The following is an 18059-nucleotide window of genomic DNA, read 5'->3' on the forward strand; positions in this document are numbered from 1 at the left end:
GAGAAACTATGGAAGTGTACGATCTTCGAAGCCAAAGGCTTCATCCAAAGGAATTCGAAAAGATTGTCTCTCCTGTTTATGCACGGAGCGATGTAGGACGTGAATTTGTTGTGGTGCGCGGTGCTTTAAATCCATTTCACAGCATTGATGGTTTAACGTTGCGACGTCGCTTCGAATTTAATCCTAATGCCGTGTTTGATCCTCTCTACGCACAAAATCTTAGTAAAATTGAACGGTTAATTGACTCAGGAGAGGTGGTCTTAATCGATCGCCGTCAACGGACAAAAGCTCTGTATCCCTTTTTCATCTCTGAGTCAGGGGAGCTGTTTTGTGTTGATGAGACGATGTACAGCCCAGCTTTTGTGAATTACATCCTCGAACGTTACCGAAATAATGTCGCTCTGTTTGGAAAACCAACCCCAACGCGTGATTCATTTATTCCATCGACCGCTCACTACGGACCGGGTTACTGGAAAACTGTTGAAGATGATTATCATGGCACAAAAAATGTTGTGATTATGGCGATTAATCGGCTGACGAGCATGGGGGACGAGGGACGGGTGTTTGGATCGGACGGTAAGGACTACATGAATACCTCGCGCGATAAAATCCAGCGCTGGACAGCACTACCCGCAGAACTGGACGGTGATTCGCGCGCGTTTATATCTGCAAAATCTGTCATCAGACGATACGGAGAACAACGATCCATTTATCAGAAATACCTTGAGAGCGACGATGCCTGGGCAGTAAGTGGTAAATCATGGCAATGGATACCTGGAGTCAGAGAAGAGGATTATGAATTTAAAAAGTAAATTATGGTATTTCTGGGGATGCATGGATGTACTGGCTCTTTTTCTTTATTCTGTAAATTCATTTCGCCAGGACAGAATCCCCTTCATTTCAGATATAATCACGTTCACAAGAACCTCAGATGTAGCTTCAGGAGGCGGTTACAGCTTTATCGTAACACTCTTTTTTATATTTGATTTGCTCTTGCTGCTTTCACTTTTTGTTTCTGTCTGGCTATTTTTTAAGAGAAAAGACGTTGCGATTAAATTCGCCCTTGTTCAGGAATTTTTTCGCCTGATTTCGTTCAGATGTTCGGTTTCTATTTTCCCACTTCTGGTAAGTGTTTTTGGTATTTCAAGTGTCTGGGTGAATTTAGGATTGTTTGTTATCTCGGAACTGCTGAAAGTATATTCTCTTATTTACTTAATGGGCAAAAGAGAAAAAACTCATTCACTTTGATATATAAATGACGCTCATGCATAGATGCGAACCTCTTTTCTGAATCGCATAAGCAATATGGAATGAAGATTATGCTCAACCGAATTACCGTTCAGCTCCCGGTGGAGGGGCTTCTGTTCTGGAAACTGACGGGCCGCGAGGCGATGTCCGAGTCGTTCGCGCTGACGCTGACCGTGCTCGGCACGGACGCGCGCATCGACCGCAGCAGGCTGCTGGGCCAGCCGGTCACGGTGACCATCCCGACGCAGAATCTGCTGACGTCCCGCTATGTTAACGGCAAGATTACCCGCGTGGCGGTCAGCGCCGTTGAGCTGACGGGCACCCGCTATGCGGTCTACCAGCTGACGGTGGAGCCGGATCTGTGGCCGATGAAGCGCGACCGAAACCTGCGTATCTTCCAGGGCCAGACGGTGCCGCAGATTGTGAAAACCCTGCTCGGCGAGCATCAGGTCAACGTTGAGGACAAACTCACCGGCAGCTACCGGGTGTGGGACTACTGCGTGCAGTATCAGGAGTCGAGCCTGGACTTCATCAGCCGCCTGATGGAGCTGGAGGGGATTGCGTATTACTTCCGCCACGAGGCGGACAAACATACCCTGGTGCTCACCGACGCCGCCACGCAGCACCAGCCGTTCAGCGGCTATGAGGTCATCCCTTACCACCAGACGCCGTCGGGCGGCAGTACGGACGAAGAGGGCATCAGCCAGTGGGCGCTGGAGGACAGCGTGACGCCGGGGATTTACAGCCTCGACGACTATGACTTCCGCAAGCCGAACGCGTGGCTGTTCCAGGCCCAGCAGAACCCGGCGTCGCCGAAGCCGGGCAGCATTGACGTGTACGACTGGCCGGGACGCTTTGTGGACAAGGGGCACGGGGAGTTCTATGCCCGCATCCGTCAGGAGCGCTGGCAGGTAGAGCATCAGCAGATTCAGGCCACGGCAACGGCGGCGGGGATTGCGCCGGGGCACACCTTCACGTTAACCAACGCGCCGTTCTTCAGCGACAACGGTGAGTATCTGGTCACGGCGGCGGGTTACCACCTCGAAGAGAACCGCTATGCCAGCGGCGAGGGGGAGACCATACACCGTACCGATTTCACGGTCATCCCGGCGTCGGTGGCGTACCGTCCGGCGCAGACCACGGCGTGGCCGCGCACCTACGGCCCGCAGACCGCGAAGGTGGTGGGGCCGAACGGCGAGAGTATCTGGACGGACAAATACGGCCGCGTGAAGGTGAAGTTCCACTGGGACCGTCTGGCGAAGGGCGATGACACCAGCTCCTGCTGGGTGCGCGTGTCGAGCGCGTGGGCGGGCCAGGGCTACGGCGGGGTACAAATCCCGCGCGTCGGCGATGAGGTGGTGGTGGACTTTATCAACGGCGACCCGGACCGTCCGATCATTACCGGGCGCGTGTACAACGACGCAAGCATGCCGCCGTGGGCGCTGCCGGCTGCGGCGACGCAGATGGGCTTTATGAGCCGCACGAAAGACGGTTCCGTCGATAATGCCAACGCCCTGCGCTTTGAGGATAAAGCGGGTGCAGAGCAGGTGTGGATCCAGGCCGAACGCAACATGGACACCAGCGTTAAAAATGATGAAACGCACAGCGTCGGCGGGGCGCGCAGCCATTACGTGAAGAAAAACGAGCTGCATCGCGTGGAAGCGAATCAGACTCAGGCCGTGAAAGGTGGAACCGAGATCCTGACGGGGAAAGGCAAGCTGGATGCGGCGGTGGAGCAGTATGTGATTGCTTCCGGGACGAAGCTGCGGCTGGTCTCAGGTGAAAGCGCCATTGAGCTGAATGCTAACGGCAAGATTAACCTCATCGGCAAAGAGTTTAACTTCTTTGTGGAAGGGGATGGTCATATCACGACGGGCGGTAAGCTGCATCTGAATACCTCTGGCACAAAACCTGGCACAACGGCACCGGGATCGGGGCATAAAGGGGATATTGATGCGGCAGTGCAGGCGTATTTCTCTCCGGATCAGGCTAAAAAATCTGCCGGTGCTGGAGTTGCCGGAGGATCAGGTAAAGCGGTACCTGCGCAAAACAATTCAGCTGCATCAACCGGCACAGACAAAACCAGTGAATATGATTATTCGTTGCAGGACATGGTGGATAAGCAAAAGAATTTAAAGGCTAAACCTCAAAAGTGGACGCGACGCGGCTTTGTTAACGCCTCTGAAGATGATATTAAGAAATATGCAAACCCGGATAACTTCAATACAGGAACTGATAAATATCAGTTCCTGGATCTCTCATCTTCATCAGGTGTTTCTGAAACTGATATGGCTTCCTTCCTGAAAGGGAAAGGCGTACTTGAAGGTCAAGAAAAAACATATCTTGACGCAGCAAAGAAATACAATGTCAGTGAAGTTTATCTCGCCTCGCATTCTGCTCTAGAAACAGGTAATGGAGCGAGTGAACTGGCAAAAGGTGTCGAGGTCAACGGTGTAAAAGTTTATAATATGTACGGTATTGGCGCTTTAGATGGTAATGCCGTTAAAACAGGTTCCAATTACGCATATAAAATGGGATGGACTTCGCCAGAAAAAGCGATAGACGGTGGTGCGAAATGGATTTCCGAAAAATACATTAATAATGCGGATTATGCCCAAAACAATCTTTATAAGATGCGATGGAACCCAGCTTCGCCAGGGACGCATCAGTATGCAACTGATGTCAACTGGGCTGTAGCCCAAACATCAAACATGAAGAAAATGTTTGATAATTTCCCTGGAGCAAACCTATCATATGATATTCCAAAATTTAAGTAATGGATCAACTTATGAGTAAGAAAATTCTGAGTGTTTTCTGTTCTGTTCTGGTGCTCTGCAGTTTGAACAGTTATGCGGCGACTGCTCCAATCAATAAAGAAATTGGAAATTCATCACATACTCTTTTAGCCATTCCCGATTTTTCTGTACAAATAAATAAACAGACTGTCGCATTGGGCGACAGATGGACTAATGACGTTGCACGTAAAGTTGAGTTGCCGGTTGAAGGCCGTTTTGTCGGGGAGGTTCCTTTCGACGGAACAAATTATAAATTCTTTCAGCATCAAAACTCTGGGCTAGAAATATTCAGTTCCAACCTTTGGTGGGATAAGGCCGAGAGAAGTATTGATGATTATATTGTCTCACAGATTACGCTAACTGCTGCGGATGGCAAAACACCTCGTGGGATCCATATTGGTTCAACAATAAATGAACTTAATAAAGCTTACGGTAGTGGCCAGGTCGAAAATGATTCCGGAGAGCAGTGGATTTCCTATGAATTGGGTAAGAAATTGCTTTCTTTTGAGGTTAAAGACAATAAGGTTGTAAAAATAACAATGAATTACGAAAATGGTTCTTCAGAGTAATTTATGACCGAAAAATATCAGTCAGTCGTATTGTTCACCGCTTTATTGACAGGCGTCGTTGAAACGTCATCTGCGCTTGAATTATCGCAATACAATAAGCTCGATACGGTAAATCGCATCGTTAACGATAGCGAAGTGACAGACAATCTCAGGAAGACACTGGGCAATCATTACCAGACCTTTATTGATAACTTTGATGTATTTGGTGAACCACATACCACCAAAGGTGGCGGATTGTTTGTCGAAGGCTGGTTAAAAGATCTCTATCTGGAGAATGCGTCAGCGCTGGTCATCAATCCTGACGGCAAAATCTTTGCGGCCTGGGTTGTTCCAGAGTCGGACGTTATTCATTACCAGTCTTCTGATAATAGCTCGGTTATTCATGCCGATATTCAGCAATGGGCCGCCAGATTCAATGCGATGCATTTTGCAACGAACAGCTCATCTGGCCTCGCGTTTGACGGAGAATGGGCTGGCGAATACGAGAACGACTCAACGTTAACCCTGCGGTTAGCTGAATCAGGCAACCGTATCACCGGGTCTTATTGTTATATCTCCCAAAGAGGAAACCGCATAGATTGCCCGGAAGATGATGAGCGTAATCTTAGCGGTACGATAGCAAGCAATCATGCCAACGTAGAGTTCAACTCATCGTTTGGCGGCGTAGGCGGACGGGCTGTTTTGGAAATAAAGGGGAGTGAAATGGAATGGCGCTTAGTTACTCCTCCACAAAAAGGAAATTATTATGCTCCGCTGCGTTATACGTTACATAAAGCCGCTTCGGTTCAAAACGCGGAAACCAGAAAGCTCGACACCGAAAAGTTCGCTATTTCGCTGATGAACACCTGCGGCCATTTTGAGAGTGAATGTGACGAGATGGTTTATCTCGGCGTGCGCAAAAGCGATAACAGTACGATCTCCTTAAGGGGAAACACGTTGCACGACTCTGCAGGTAAAATAATCGGCTCAACGTATAAGAATGGCGAGACCGTTTACACCGTGACGTATGCCCCCATGAAATTGACTGTCAGCAAAGGTAGCCATGTTTTAGTCGATCAGTCAGGGCAATGGCTTAAATAAAACAGCCAGCCAAAAGGCCTGCATGGATTGGCCTTCTTGTTTCTCTGAATATTAATCATCCCGAGTTCACTTATGAAATACACCCTCCAGGAAGGTTCGTTTTCCCTTTTTCCTGCTGCCTGGCAGGATAACAGCATGAACATTATTCGCGATGACGAAAGCGGGCTGTCCGTGGTGGTCAGCCGCGGCGTGATTCCCGATGGTAGCGACTACGAACAAGAGTTTCACCGCCAGTGGGACGTGCTGCGTCCTCAGATGGGCGAAATTGCCCAGAGTGAATTCCGGAGCGTAAAAGCCGGGCCTGACGGAAAAATTAACGGGCTGGAAGTTGAAACCACGTTTGACCGTAACGGGCAGCGGCTGTGGCAAAAACAGCTCGCCGTTCAGACGCCGGGCAAACCGGTATTGATGATTTTTACCCTCTCGGCAATCAGAGCCTTTACCGAAGAGGATGAGGTGCGCTGGAGCGCGCTTAAGCAGAGTCTGACGCTAAACGACAACCGGAATGTGTAAGGCATGAGCGATAACAACGCGGCCCGTAAGGGCGACGAGATTATTCACTCCAGCATTTTTGCTGACATCACCAGCATTGTGGCGGAAGGTGCCGCCTATGCGGTGATCGGTGCGGCGGTAGGCGCAGCAGCAACCGTAGCGGCGCCATTGCTGGGGGCAGGTGCAGCAGCTGCAGGTGTGGCCGCAATTGGATCCAGCTGTCTGTTAAGCGGCATCATTGGCGGCGTGCTGGCAAACGTCGCGGGTATCACCGACGATATCAGCAACGCCGCGGAAGGGCTAGGCAATGCGCTTTTTCCGCCGTCGCCTGCGGGTAAAATTACCACCGGTTCGAACAACGTACTGACCAACGCACTCCCCGCCGCACGTGCGGCAGGAACGCTGACGCCTGCCGATACACCGTCCCCTGAGCCGCAGTCGCCGGGCAGCTTTGCCGATTATGCGGGCATGCTGCTTTCCGCCGCCGGACAGTTTGGCAGCGAAATGTGGCAGCCGAGTGTCGCCTCGGCCGCCGCGGGAACCTCGCCGCTGGAAGAAGACAAGGTGGCGTGCGAAAAGCACTCCGGGCCGCAGTATCTGGCGGAAGGCTCCAAAAGCGTCTTCATCAACGGACAGCCCGCGGTACGTGCGAAAGATCGCACCACCTGCGAAGGCACCGTTTCCGACGACGTCTCCCCGAACGTGATCATCGGCGGGGACACGCTAACGGTCCGCGATATCAAAAGCGGTAAAACGCCGGGTCTGGCGCTGGGGATGATTGCGCTCTCCCTGCTGCGCGGGCGTCCGGGCAAGATCCTGAAAAACATGCCCTGCGCGCTGGCGGCGGCCGGCGGCGGGATGCTGGCGGATATGGCGGTCAATGCCGTGTTTGGCTCCTCGCACCCGGTTCACGCCGCCACCGGCGTGAAGGTGCTGAACGACGACGACGAGCTCGACTTCTCGCTGCCGGGGCGCTTCCCGCTCCGCTGGCAGCGCAGCTACAACAGCCTGACCACCCGCGAAGGGCTGTTTGGTCTGGGCTGGGCAACAACTTTTGACAGCTATCTGACGCTGGAAGATAACAATGCGACCTGGTTCGATGAAACCGGGCGCGAGCTGAGCTTTGAGCTACCGCCGGTCGATCGCGCGTTTTACAGCATCAGCGAGGGCATCATTATCCGCCGCAATGAGGGCGGCGACGTGGCGATTGCCGACGATGACGGTGCGGTGTGGCGTCTTTACAAACCGACTCGCGCTAATCCATCCATCCTGCGTCTGGCCTCCCTCAGCGACGAATACGGCAACGCGCTGCTGACGGAGTGGGACGAGCAGGGCAGGCTGGTTGGTCTTCATGACGAGCCGCGGGCAATAGACGTTACCCTGCGCTATGAAGATAAGCGCTTCCCGCATCGCGTTACCGCAGCCAGCCATTTCGACGGCAGCCAGACATGGCCGCTGATGCAGTGGGGCTACGACGCGCGCGGCCAGCTGGCGAGCGCGACGGATGCCTCCGGCGTGGTGACGCGTGAATACCGTTACAACGACCATGGCCTGATGGTCTGGCACCGGATGCCGGGCGGTCTGGAGAGTGAATATCGCTGGAAAAAATTCGACCACTGGCGCGTTGTGGAAAACCGTACCAGCACCGGCGACGGCTGCCGCTTTATCTACGATTTAGCCGCCGGGCTGACGACCGTCGAGCACTACGATGGTCAAACGCGCCGCCACTACTGGAACGCGCAAAATCTGATTGTCCGCTACGTTGACGAGCGCGGTGAAAACTGGCGCTACGAGTGGAATGACAACGAGCTTCTGACGCGTCGCATCGATCCGCTCGGAAACGCCGTCACCTTCGTCTACGACGAAATGGGCAACCGGGTGCAGGAGACCGATGCCGACGGTAATACCCGCACCACCACATGGCTGGAGCACCGCGCGCTTCCTGCGGCCATTATCGAAGCAGACGGCAGCGCTACCCGGTTCTGGTACGACGAACATCACGGGCTGAAGCGCGTGGTGGATCCGATGGGGCAGACTACGCAGCTGCGCCGGGACGAGTTCGGCCAGGTCGTTGAAGAGGTCGATGCCGCAGGCAACAGCCGCTACCAGGAGTACAACGAGGCCGGGCAGATCGTTCGTGCGACGGACTGTTCCGGGCGTATTACCCGCTACCGCTATCATCCGCTGGGCTGGCTGGTGGCCGAGACCGGCGCCGACGGCGAAGAGACACGCTACCGCTACGACGCCGCAGGGCGTCCAGTGCAGCTTGACCGCCCGGAAGGCTGGACGGAATCGCTAAAATGGAACGAGCGTGGCCTGCCGGTGAAGCATGCGGGCGCCGACGGGAAAGAAAGCGAGTTCAGATACGATGAGGCGGGGCGCTTAACCGCCACCCGTAATACTCAGGGCGAAGAGGTCCGTCGCCGCTGGGACAGCCGCGGGCGTCTGATTGCCCTGGAAAACGAAAACGGCGAAGCGTATCAGTTCCGCTGGGGCGCGGACTCGCTGCTGCTCGAAGAGGTGGGACTCGATGGCGTGGCCTCGCAGTATCGCTACGACGCCTGCGGGCGCACGATTGCGCGCACCTTCGCCGCCGGTCATCCGGAGGCAATCACCCACGCCTTCGCATGGAGCGCGAGCGGCCAGCTGGTCGCCCGCACCACGCCGGAAGGGCAGACCCGCTACCACTACACGCCGTCCGGGCTGTTAAGCCGGATTGGGCTGCATCCTGCGCTTTCAGCCGACGCGTGGACCACCGAGGCAGAGCAGGAGCTTGCCTTTGAGTACGACGCGCTTGGTCGCGTCACGCGCGAGGCGGGTGAGCACGGCGAGCTGGCGTGGGAGTATGATGCGCTGGGCAACCGCACCTCTATCACGCTGCCCGATGGCCGCGAGCTGAAGCAGTTTTACTACGGCAGCGGACATCTGCTCAGCATTGCGCTCGATAAGCTGTCGGTCTCCGACTTTACCCGCGACGAACTTCACCGCGAGACCAGCCGCACTCAGGGGCTGCTGACCACCCGCAGCGAGTACGACCGCCTCGGCCGACTGCATCGCCGGGACGTCTTTAGCGGCAATGCCCAGCGCCCGTCGCCGCGCCGCTGGTCCCGCCGCTGGGACTACGACTACCGCAATAATCTGGTGCGCGAAGAGCGGGACGATAACCCGTTCAGCTGGTACCGCTGGCAGTACGACAGCGCCGGGCGTCTGCTCGTTCAGGACGGTACGCTGCCCGGACAGGAGCAGTGGCGCTGGGACGCTGCCGGTAACCCGCTCGAAGGAGCTGCCGAGAAGGTCACGCACAACCGCCTGACGCAGCTGAACGGCATTCGCTGGCGTTATGACCTCCACGGCCGCACCGTGGAGAAGGATAACGGCCAGATCAGCTGGCACTACCGCTACGACGGTGAACACCGCCTGACGGAGGTTATCAGCCAGCCGCGGGATCGCAACAGGCCGCAGACGCAGGTCAGCTTCCGCTACGATCCGCTCGGGCGCCGCATCAGCAAAACGCGCCGCCAGATGCTGGGCGGACAGCCAACCGGCAAGCCGGTCACCACCCGGTTTGTCTGGGAAGGGTTCCGCCTGCTGCAGGAAGTTCACGGGGATGTGCCGCTGACCTACGTCTACAGCGATCAGGACAGCTACGATCCGCTGGCGCGTATTGACGGCGTGGAAGCGCCGGAGATTTTCTGGTTCCACTGCCAGCCCAACGGCACGCCGGAGCGGATGACGGATATCGAAGGGCAGGTGCGCTGGGAAGGCGTGAACAGCGCCTGGGGCAAGCTGCTGCGTGAAAGCGAGACGCAGATATCAGGATATTCTCAGAACCTGCGCATGCAGGGGCAATACCTGGACCGTGAGACAGGGCTGCACTACAATCTGTTCCGGTATTACGACCCGGACTGCGGACGGTTTACGCAGCAGGACCCAATAGGGTTAAATGGCGGGTTAAATCTTTACAGCTATGCTCCTAATCCTATAATCTGGACAGATCCTTTAGGTCTAACACCTTGTAAGGGTTTACCTTCTACACGTAGGGCTGGGGGGACAGGCAAACATTATGATCCTGTAAATGGACAAGGGTTGTATGTGCTACACGATGGAAAGAATATTATCTATGTAGGACGTGGGGATGCACCAACGCGTTTGAATAGCCATGCGAATACACCGGGTAAATCTCATTTGGAACAGCTGACTATATTTGATAATAATTTGACCAAGGCTGAAGCTAAATACTTGGAACAAAGAATTATGGATCTTAATGGTGGAGCTAAGTCAACGAATTCCTTAACAAATCTCCTCAATAAAATCAGATCATATAGTCCTAATAACCCAAATGCTAGCACATATGATATTGCGGGTCATAGCAGTGATTGGGGTGGGAAAGTATTGAAAGATGCTTTATCAATTCTTAAAGGTAATGGTTTATGAAAGTAAAATACAAAGAGGGTGACATTTTTGTCATTCCATTGAGCACTGGGAAATATGCGATTTGTCATATTGTTTTTGCTCCAAGCAAAAAATTTAAGCAAGCCATAGGCTTCTGCATATTATCAATACAGCATACTGAAGAACTTATGGATAGCGATTCATTAACACCTTTAGTTTTTGAAAAGTTTGGTAAAGAGACGAAAGTTATCTTTACTGGCAACCAAAATATCAGCAAAGGCGTTTGGAAAATTATTGGTTACGCTGATCTCACAGAAGAAAAAAAACAACTGAAAATATTTAATTATGCAGGTGGTTTGTATAATGGAGAGGAAGAAATTAGGAGGTTGTCTGTTGCCGAATACCCTAATTACACAACAATGGGGGTATCAGGGTTTGAGCTTGTCGATAACATTCTGACCAATATCTGAGCATCAGGGGAAGGGTGCTTCCCCTGTCAGCTTTCGTATTAGAGCCACTTATTAACATCTTGAAAAGATGGCCTGACCTCACATTATCGGTAGAACGAGAATAAAAATCGAGGTAATGTAATGAATGATAAAAAAATACAAATAGTTGACCTGCTTATTTCACATAGTCAAATAGTGTTACGATCCCGAGACTATGATGAAAAGCTGAGTCAGTGGGGAAAAGGCAATGTTTCTCAAGGTGCTGTTCTACACAAGGATTATGTTATATTCGATCCATTACCAGAGGACGCGTTTGGAGCAAACGTCAATATCAAAATAGAGAATGCTTTTAAAATGGATGAAAATGCTCAGCGCTGTATTGTTGTGCCATTTTTCATTACGGATAAAGATAAGCTGCAAATCGCTTCTGCAACTGAGAAATTCGATTTAAATATAGATGTGAACGATAAGGTTTATTCACTCTTTTATGAGATTTGTGAAGGCGATGAAATTTACTATAATTTCACTCTTGTACCGGCAAAAGAAGCTATTGCTGCTAAGTTTTTGCTTGATGACCCTTGGGGAGGAATAAAAGATCATCCTCTCAAAGAAGGGGTTTTTTAAATTTAATACTAACCGGGGAGTTAATCTCGAAAAAAAATCCACGCCATGGCGTGGATTTTTTTTCATTCAAAACAAATCAAACGTTAAACAAGAAGTTCATCACGTCGCCATCTTTAACGATGTAATCTTTCCCTTCCGCACGCATCTTGCCTGCTTCTTTCGCGCCTTGCTCACCCTTGTAGGTGATGAAGTCCTCAAACGCGATAGTCTGCGCACGAATAAAGCCTTTCTCGAAGTCGGTGTGAATTTTACCAGCAGCCTGAGGTGCAGTTGCACCCACAGGGATGGTCCACGCACGCACTTCTTTCACGCCAGCGGTGAAGTAGGTCTGCAGGTTCAGCAGCTCATAGCCTGCGCGGATCACGCGGTTCAGGCCCGGCTCTTCCAGACCCAGCTCGGCCATGAACTCTTCACGGTCGGCATCGTCCAGCTCGGCGATATCGGATTCAACGGCCGCGCACACGGCAACAACCACAGAACCTTCAGCCGCGGCGATTTCACGCACTTTGTCGAGGTACGGGTTGTTCTCGAAACCGTCTTCGTTAACGTTGGCGATGTACATGGTTGGCTTCAGGGTCAGGAAGCTCAGGTATTTGATTGCCGCTTTGTCTTCTTCAGTCAGGTTTTTCAGCGCGCGCAGCATGCCGGCGTTTTCCAGCTGTGGCAGACATTTTTCCAGCGCAGCCAGTTCCGCTTTCGCGTCTTTGTCGCCGCCTTTGGCTTTCTTCTGCACGCGGTGAATCGCGCGTTCGCAGGTGTCGAGGTCAGAGAGCGCCAGCTCGGTGTTGATGACGTCGATGTCGTCGGCCGGATCCACTTTGTTGTTGACGTGGATGATGTTGTCGTTCTCGAAGCAGCGCACAACGTGACCGATCGCTTCGGTTTCACGGATGTTGGTCAGGAACTGGTTGCCCAGACCTTCACCTTTTGATGCGCCTTTTACCAGGCCCGCGATGTCCACGAATTCCATGGTGGTCGGCAGAATGCGCTGCGGCTTCACGATTTCCGCGAGCTGGTCCAGACGCGGGTCCGGCATTGGCACAACGCCGGTGTTAGGTTCGATGGTACAGAACGGGAAGTTCGCCGCTTCGATACCCGCTTTGGTAAGCGCGTTAAACAGGGTGGATTTGCCCACGTTTGGCAGACCGACGATACCGCATTTGAATCCCATTTCTAAATCACCTTAATATCTTGATAATCAATCCGTTAACGATAACCGATTGATGAAAAGTAAATAACTACGCCTATTATACACGTAACCCGCATGACGCGCGGTAAAAAAGCCGGATCGGGCGGATTATTGCGCTTTGAATGCGTGCAGGCGGTTTGTCGCTTTGGTTAACCCGTCTTTCAGCCAGATTTCGGTGCAGCGCGCCGCTTCGTCTACCGCCTCGTCAATCAGTTTCTGCTCAGAAACCGGGGGCTTACCGAGTACGAAACCGACAACTTTGTTTTTATCGCCCGGATGGCCGATTCCTACGCGCAAACGGTGGAAATTCGGGTTATTGCCCAGCTTGCTGATAATGTCTTTAAGACCGTTGTGGCCGCCGTGCCCGCCGCCCAGTTTGAATTTTGCTACGCCAGGCGGGAGATCCAGCTCATCGTGAGCCACCAGAATTTCATCCGGATTGATGCGATAAAACGTTGCCATTGCCGCCACGGCTTTACCGCTCAGGTTCATAAAGGTGGTAGGCACCAGTAAGCGAACATCCGCGCCAGCAAGGTTGATACGTGAGGTATACCCGAAGAATTTAGGTTCTTCACGCAGGGGAGCACGTAACCGCTCGGCCAGCAGATCGACATACCATGCCCCGGCGTTGTGGCGGGTGGCCGCATATTCTGCGCCCGGGTTGGCGAGGCCGACAATCAGTTTAATCGTCACGATTCAATTCCTAATGGGTTCCAGATCTGGCGCGTAGTTTACTGTCTGGCGCGCCGCTTGACAAAATTCTGCGCTCTTGACGGTGAAATACGAATAATTACTCATTTGAACAATTAGAATTTCAAGCTGTTCAAAGTCTTATTTGTAAATTTTTGTTTGGGAGTTATCTGTAATTGTGATCATTCACGCAACTCATAAAAGGGGCGTTGTCTATACTTTACACACAAGGATTAGGGACTTTTCCCCTGACAACCCAAAGTTCCGGAGGTGACACATGAAACGCAAAAACGCTTCGTTACTCGGTAACGTGCTGATGGGATTAGGGCTGTTCGTGATGGTAGCCGGCGTGGGTTATTCAATTTTAAACCAGTTGCCGCAGCTTGACCTCCCGCAATACTTTGCGCATGGCGCAATATTGAGCATCTTTGTGGGTGCGGTATTGTGGCTGGCAGGGGCTCGCGTGAGCGGCCATGAGGAAGTGTGTGACAAATACTGGTGGGTGCGCCACTACGATAAACGCTGTCGTCGCGACCAGCATAAGCACAGCTAGTGCTACGATAAAGAATACCGAAACGGCTCCCGAGGGAGTCGTTTTTTTTTGCATCAAAGGTTGACCCTCACGTAACGTAAGGCTCCAGAGTGGCGACACTGGCAAAGAAAAAGGAGCAGTTATGTTGATTCAGGTGGGTGAGCTGGCGAAACGTGCCGGGCTCACCGTGCGGACATTGCACCACTATGAGCAAACAGGGTTGTTGCTGCCTTCTGCCAGAAGCGCGGCAGGTTATCGGCTTTACAACCTAGCGGATGTCCAGCGTCTGCACATGATCCAGGCGCTGGCAAAAGCGGGGCTGGAACTTGCTGAAATCAGGGATTTCCTGGAACAGGAGTCGCTGTCGTTAACCGAGTTACTCGATGCGCAAATCACGCTGCTGGATAAACAGCTGCGCAGCATACATACGCTGCGCGACCGGCTGGTCGAACTGCGCACCGGGCTGCTCAACGATGCGACGCCGGATCTGGAATCCTGGCTAAAGACTCTGGAGTTAATGAATATGTACGATCGCTGGTTTAGCAAAGAAGAGTTACAGCAGCTGCCGTTTGCGGTGCAGAAGGATGCGCTGGCGGCTATCTGGTCAGGGCTGGTTGCAGAGGCCAACACGCTTCTGGAGCAACATATACCCGTTACGGACCCGCGGGCGATGGACCTGGCGGCACGCTGGATGGAACGCCTGGAGCAGGACACGGCGGGCAAGCCGGAGTTTCTCACCCGGCTGAACGAAATGCACAGCGTTGAACCGCAGATGCAGGCGCAGACCGGTATCACGCCGGAGATGACGGATTACATCACGCGCGCGTTTGCGGAATCAAAGCTAAAAATATGGGAGAAGTATCTCACTGCCGAAGAGATGGCCTTTACCCGGGCACATTACTTTGACCGCATGATGGAGTGGCCGCCGCTGGTGGCGAAACTGCATCAGGCGCAGCGGGAAAATATCGATCCTGCCTCTGAGGCGGCGCAAAAGCTGGCTGAAAACTGGCTGGCGTTATTCCAGTCGTACGCGGGCACCAGTCCGGAGACCCAGCAAAAGTTTCGCACCGCCATGCAGCAGGAGCCGCATCTGATGAAAGGAACATGGATGACGCCTGCCGTGCTTGAGTGGCTTCAGCAGGCGATTGGGGTGATGATGCAGAGACGTTTCTCTGCATCAGGCGGCTCACAGATCCGCTAACGCGGCTTCACGGTTAGGATAAAAGGCAAGGCGGCCAGGGATCGGCTGCACGCCCGCGCGCGCCATGGTGCGCAGCGGCTGAAACTCCAGGTTACTCACCCGCAGCTCGCAGCCTTCCGGCAGACGTGCAACAAAGCGCTGAAAGGCATCCAGGCCGCCAGCATCCAGCACCGGCACGGCATCCCACTTCAGCACCACAACCCGCTTGCCCGCGATCCGGGACTCCAGATCGCTGAACAATCCTTCAGCCGCAGCGAAAAACAGCGGGCCAATCACGCGCAGCACCAGAACATCGTCAGGCACCTCCACATTGACCGGGGAGAGGCGCGTCATTTGCGCAATGCGGCGCATAAACAGCAGGGAAGCCAGCACGATCCCGACGCTGATGGCGATGACCATATCGAACAGCACGGTCAGCGACATACAAATCAGCATCACAATGATGTCGTCTTTCGGCGCACGACGCAGCAGGTTCACCACCTTGTGCGCCTCACTCATGTTCCAGGCCACCATCAGCAGCAGGGCAGCCATGGCGGAAAGCGGTAGCCAGGAGAGCAGCGGGGCGAGGATCAGCAGGGCGAGGATCACCAGCACGGAGTGGATAACCGCCGAAACGGGTGAGGTTGCCCCCGCGCGCACGTTTGCAGCTGAACGGGCGATGGCTGCCGTTGCGGTAATGCCGCCGAAGAACGGCGCGACGAGGTTGCCTAATCCCTGACCGACCAGCTCGCTGTTGGCTTTGTGTTTGGTGCCGGTCATACCGTCCAGAACGACGGCACAGAGCAGAGATTCAATCGCCCCCAGCATCGCCATAGAGAACGCGGCGGGAAGCAGGGCACGCAGGGAATCCCAGCTAAGGGTAAAGCTGGAGCCGGGCATGTCCCACGGCAGCACCAGCTGCGGCAACAGCTGCGGAATGCCGCTGCCCTGCGAACCGTCCGCCAGAACATAGTGGAACTGCGAGCCTATAGTCGCGACGTGACCACCGAACATATTAACGATAGCCATTACCGCGCAGCCCAGCAGCAGCGCGGGCAGATGGCCCGGCAGTCGAATGCCCAGACGAGGCCAGAGGATCAGCGTGCCCAGCGTCACAATCCCGATGGCGGCGTCGCCCAGGTTGGCCGTCGGCAGCGCCATAAACAGCGCCCCTACTTTTTGCAGGTAGTGCTCCGGTACGTGGGGCATCTGCAGGCCGAGGAAATCCTTAATCTGCATGGTTCCGATGGTAATACCAATCCCCGAGGTGAACCCCAGCGTCACGGAAAGGGGAATGTACTCAATCAGACGCCCAAAGCGGGCCAGGCCAAACAGAATCAAAAAGACGCCGGACATCAGGGTGGCGACCAGCAGGCCTGCCAGACCAAACTGCTGCGAAACCGGGTAGAGGATCACCACGAAGGCGGCGGTCGGGCCGGAGACGCTGAAGCGCGAACCGCCGGTCAGAGCAATGACAATCCCGGCAACGGCCGAGGTGTACAGGCCGTACTGCGGCGCAACGCCGCTGCCAATCGCCAGCGCCATCGCCAGCGGGATGGCGATAATGCCGACGGTGATCCCGGCAATCAGGTCACGGACAAAGCGTGACGAGGTGTACTTCTCTTTCCAGCAGGCGTCGATGAGGGCGCGAAAGGGCAGAACATGTGAGGAGGCTACGTTTTTCACAATTATCTATCATCCGTATGCGCATCATCTGTCATATGAATGGCAGGTGAAGGAGGCATTAATCATACAAATAAAACCCGGAGACAAAAAAACCCGCCGCAGCGGGTTTTTCGGCCGTGTTCGATTAGTGTTCGAACATTGCTGAGATGGATTCTTCGTTGCTGATACGACGAATCGCTTCGGCCAGCATCCCGGACAGGGTCAACGTACGCACGTTTGGCAGTGCTTTGATCTCGTCGCTCAGTGGGATGGTATCGCATACCACCACTTCGTCAATGACGGAGTTGCGCAGGTTGTTTACCGCATTACCGGAGAAGATCGGGTGGGTCGCGTAAGCGAACACGCGCTTGGCACCGCGCTCTTTCAGCGCTTCAGCTGCTTTACACAGCGTACCGCCGGTATCGATCATGTCGTCAACCAGCACGCAGTCGCGACCAGCAACGTCACCGATGATGTGCATCACCTGAGAAACGTTAGCGCGCGGACGGCGTTTGTCGATGATCGCCATGTCGGTATCGTTGAGCAGCTTAGCGATAGCACGGGCACGTACCACGCCGCCGATGTCCGGAGAAACCACGATTGGGTTGTCCAGGTTCAGCTGCAGCATGTCTTCCAGCAGAATTGGGCTGCCGAATACGTTATCAACCGGGACGTCGAAGAAGCCCTGGATCTGCTCTGCGTGCAGGTCAACGGTCAGTACGCGGTCAACGCCGACGCTGGACAGGAAGTCAGCGACAACTTTAGCGGTAATTGGCACACGTGCGGAACGGACGCGACGGTCCTGACGGGCATAGCCGAAGTAAGGGATTACAGCAGTGATACGGCCTGCTGAAGCGCGACGCAGGGCGTCGACCATAACAACCAGTTCCATCAGGTTGTCGTTCGTTGGAGCACAGGTGGACTGGATGATGAAAATATCACCACCGCGTACATTTTCGTTAATTTGTACGCTGACTTCGCCGTCGCTAAAGCGACCTACGGCGGCGTCGCCGAGGGAAGTGTACAGGCGGTTGGCAATACGTTGTGCTAGTTCCGGGGTGGCGTTACCAGCAAAAAGCTTCATATCAGGCACGAGAAGAACCTCAGGCATGCGTCCAGTGGTGGATAGCGTTCGCCGCAAACTGTGCGGGCCA

15 protein-coding genes are annotated in these 18059 nt (G+C 53.9%); 11 read left to right on the forward strand and 4 right to left on the reverse strand.

What is annotated here, in order from left to right; translation table 11 throughout:
* Window positions 1–8: 8 nt before the first annotated feature.
* The 9 genes from RVY89_RS05875 (at window position 9) to comJ (ending at window position 11649) form a co-directional block, all read left to right on the forward strand.
* Entirely contained in the window at window positions 9–812 is an 804-nt protein-coding gene (locus RVY89_RS05875) for a DUF8093 domain-containing protein (protein WP_484827180.1), read from the forward strand.
* Window positions 796–1248, forward strand: a complete 453-nt coding sequence (locus RVY89_RS05880; RefSeq protein WP_484827181.1) for a hypothetical protein — start codon at window positions 796–798, stop codon at window positions 1246–1248. The genes RVY89_RS05875 and RVY89_RS05880 overlap by 17 nt, the downstream gene beginning before the upstream one ends.
* Before the next feature lie 71 nt (window positions 1249–1319).
* Window positions 1320–4025 (forward strand): type VI secretion system tip protein TssI/VgrG, encoded by a 2706-nt coding sequence (gene tssI / locus RVY89_RS05885; protein ID WP_484827182.1) that lies wholly within the window; start codon window positions 1320–1322, stop codon window positions 4023–4025.
* Between the two features lie 11 nt (window positions 4026–4036).
* Complete coding sequence (locus RVY89_RS05890) at window positions 4037–4612, forward strand: hypothetical protein (protein WP_484827183.1); 576 nt, start codon at window positions 4037–4039, stop codon at window positions 4610–4612.
* A 3-nt stretch (window positions 4613–4615) separates the two neighbouring features.
* Window positions 4616–5692 (forward strand): hypothetical protein, encoded by a 1077-nt coding sequence (locus RVY89_RS05895; protein WP_484827184.1) that lies wholly within the window; start codon window positions 4616–4618, stop codon window positions 5690–5692.
* 72 nt (window positions 5693–5764) lie between these two features.
* Window positions 5765–6205 (forward strand): DcrB-related protein, encoded by a 441-nt coding sequence (locus tag RVY89_RS05900; protein ID WP_484827185.1) that lies wholly within the window; start codon window positions 5765–5767, stop codon window positions 6203–6205.
* 3 nt (window positions 6206–6208) lie between these two features.
* Window positions 6209–10618, forward strand: a complete 4410-nt coding sequence (locus RVY89_RS05905; protein ID WP_484827186.1) for an RHS repeat-associated core domain-containing protein — start codon at window positions 6209–6211, stop codon at window positions 10616–10618.
* Window positions 10615–11046 carry an immunity 26/phosphotriesterase HocA family protein gene (locus RVY89_RS05910; protein WP_484827187.1) on the forward strand — a complete coding sequence of 144 codons (432 nt, stop codon included), beginning with the start codon at window positions 10615–10617 and terminating at the stop codon, window positions 11044–11046. The genes RVY89_RS05905 and RVY89_RS05910 overlap by 4 nt, the downstream gene beginning before the upstream one ends.
* 120 nt (window positions 11047–11166) lie before the next feature.
* Window positions 11167–11649, forward strand: a complete 483-nt coding sequence (gene comJ / locus RVY89_RS05915) for a competence protein ComJ (protein ID WP_484827188.1) — start codon at window positions 11167–11169, stop codon at window positions 11647–11649.
* Window positions 11650–11725: 76 nt separating this feature from the next.
* On the opposite strand, the gene ychF is transcribed toward comJ, so the two are convergent.
* Both ychF and pth read right to left on the reverse strand, forming a co-directional pair.
* On the reverse strand, window positions 11726–12820 hold the full coding sequence (ychF, locus tag RVY89_RS05920; protein ID WP_010432886.1) for a redox-regulated ATPase YchF: 1095 nt from the start codon (window positions 12818–12820) through the stop codon (window positions 11726–11728).
* 126 nt (window positions 12821–12946) lie between these two features.
* Window positions 12947–13531 (reverse strand): aminoacyl-tRNA hydrolase, encoded by a 585-nt coding sequence (gene pth / locus RVY89_RS05925; RefSeq protein ID WP_023336005.1) that lies wholly within the window; start codon window positions 13529–13531, stop codon window positions 12947–12949.
* Between the two features lie 274 nt (window positions 13532–13805).
* Between pth and ychH the strand changes: the two genes are divergently transcribed.
* The gene (gene ychH / locus RVY89_RS05930; RefSeq protein WP_032656663.1) at window positions 13806–14081 is read left to right on the forward strand and encodes a stress-induced protein YchH; all 276 of its coding nucleotides are present in this window, start codon (window positions 13806–13808) and stop codon (window positions 14079–14081) included.
* Between the two features lie 121 nt (window positions 14082–14202).
* Window positions 14203–15261, forward strand: a complete 1059-nt coding sequence (locus tag RVY89_RS05935) for a MerR family transcriptional regulator (protein ID WP_484827189.1) — start codon at window positions 14203–14205, stop codon at window positions 15259–15261.
* Here the strand turns inward: RVY89_RS05935 and dauA are convergent.
* Both dauA and prs read right to left on the reverse strand, forming a co-directional pair.
* The gene (gene dauA / locus RVY89_RS05940) at window positions 15247–16926 is read right to left on the reverse strand and encodes a C4-dicarboxylic acid transporter DauA (RefSeq protein WP_484827190.1); all 1680 of its coding nucleotides are present in this window, start codon (window positions 16924–16926) and stop codon (window positions 15247–15249) included. The two genes, RVY89_RS05935 and dauA, sit on opposite strands and share 15 nt — an antisense overlap.
* Before the next feature lie 124 nt (window positions 16927–17050).
* Window positions 17051–17998: a ribose-phosphate diphosphokinase gene (prs, locus tag RVY89_RS05945; protein ID WP_003856663.1), complete on the reverse strand. Its 948-nt coding sequence runs from the start codon at window positions 17996–17998 to the stop codon at window positions 17051–17053.
* Window positions 17999–18059 lie beyond the last annotated feature (61 nt).

The sequence above is a fragment of the Enterobacter sp. 3U4 genome (assembly GCF_057224565.1).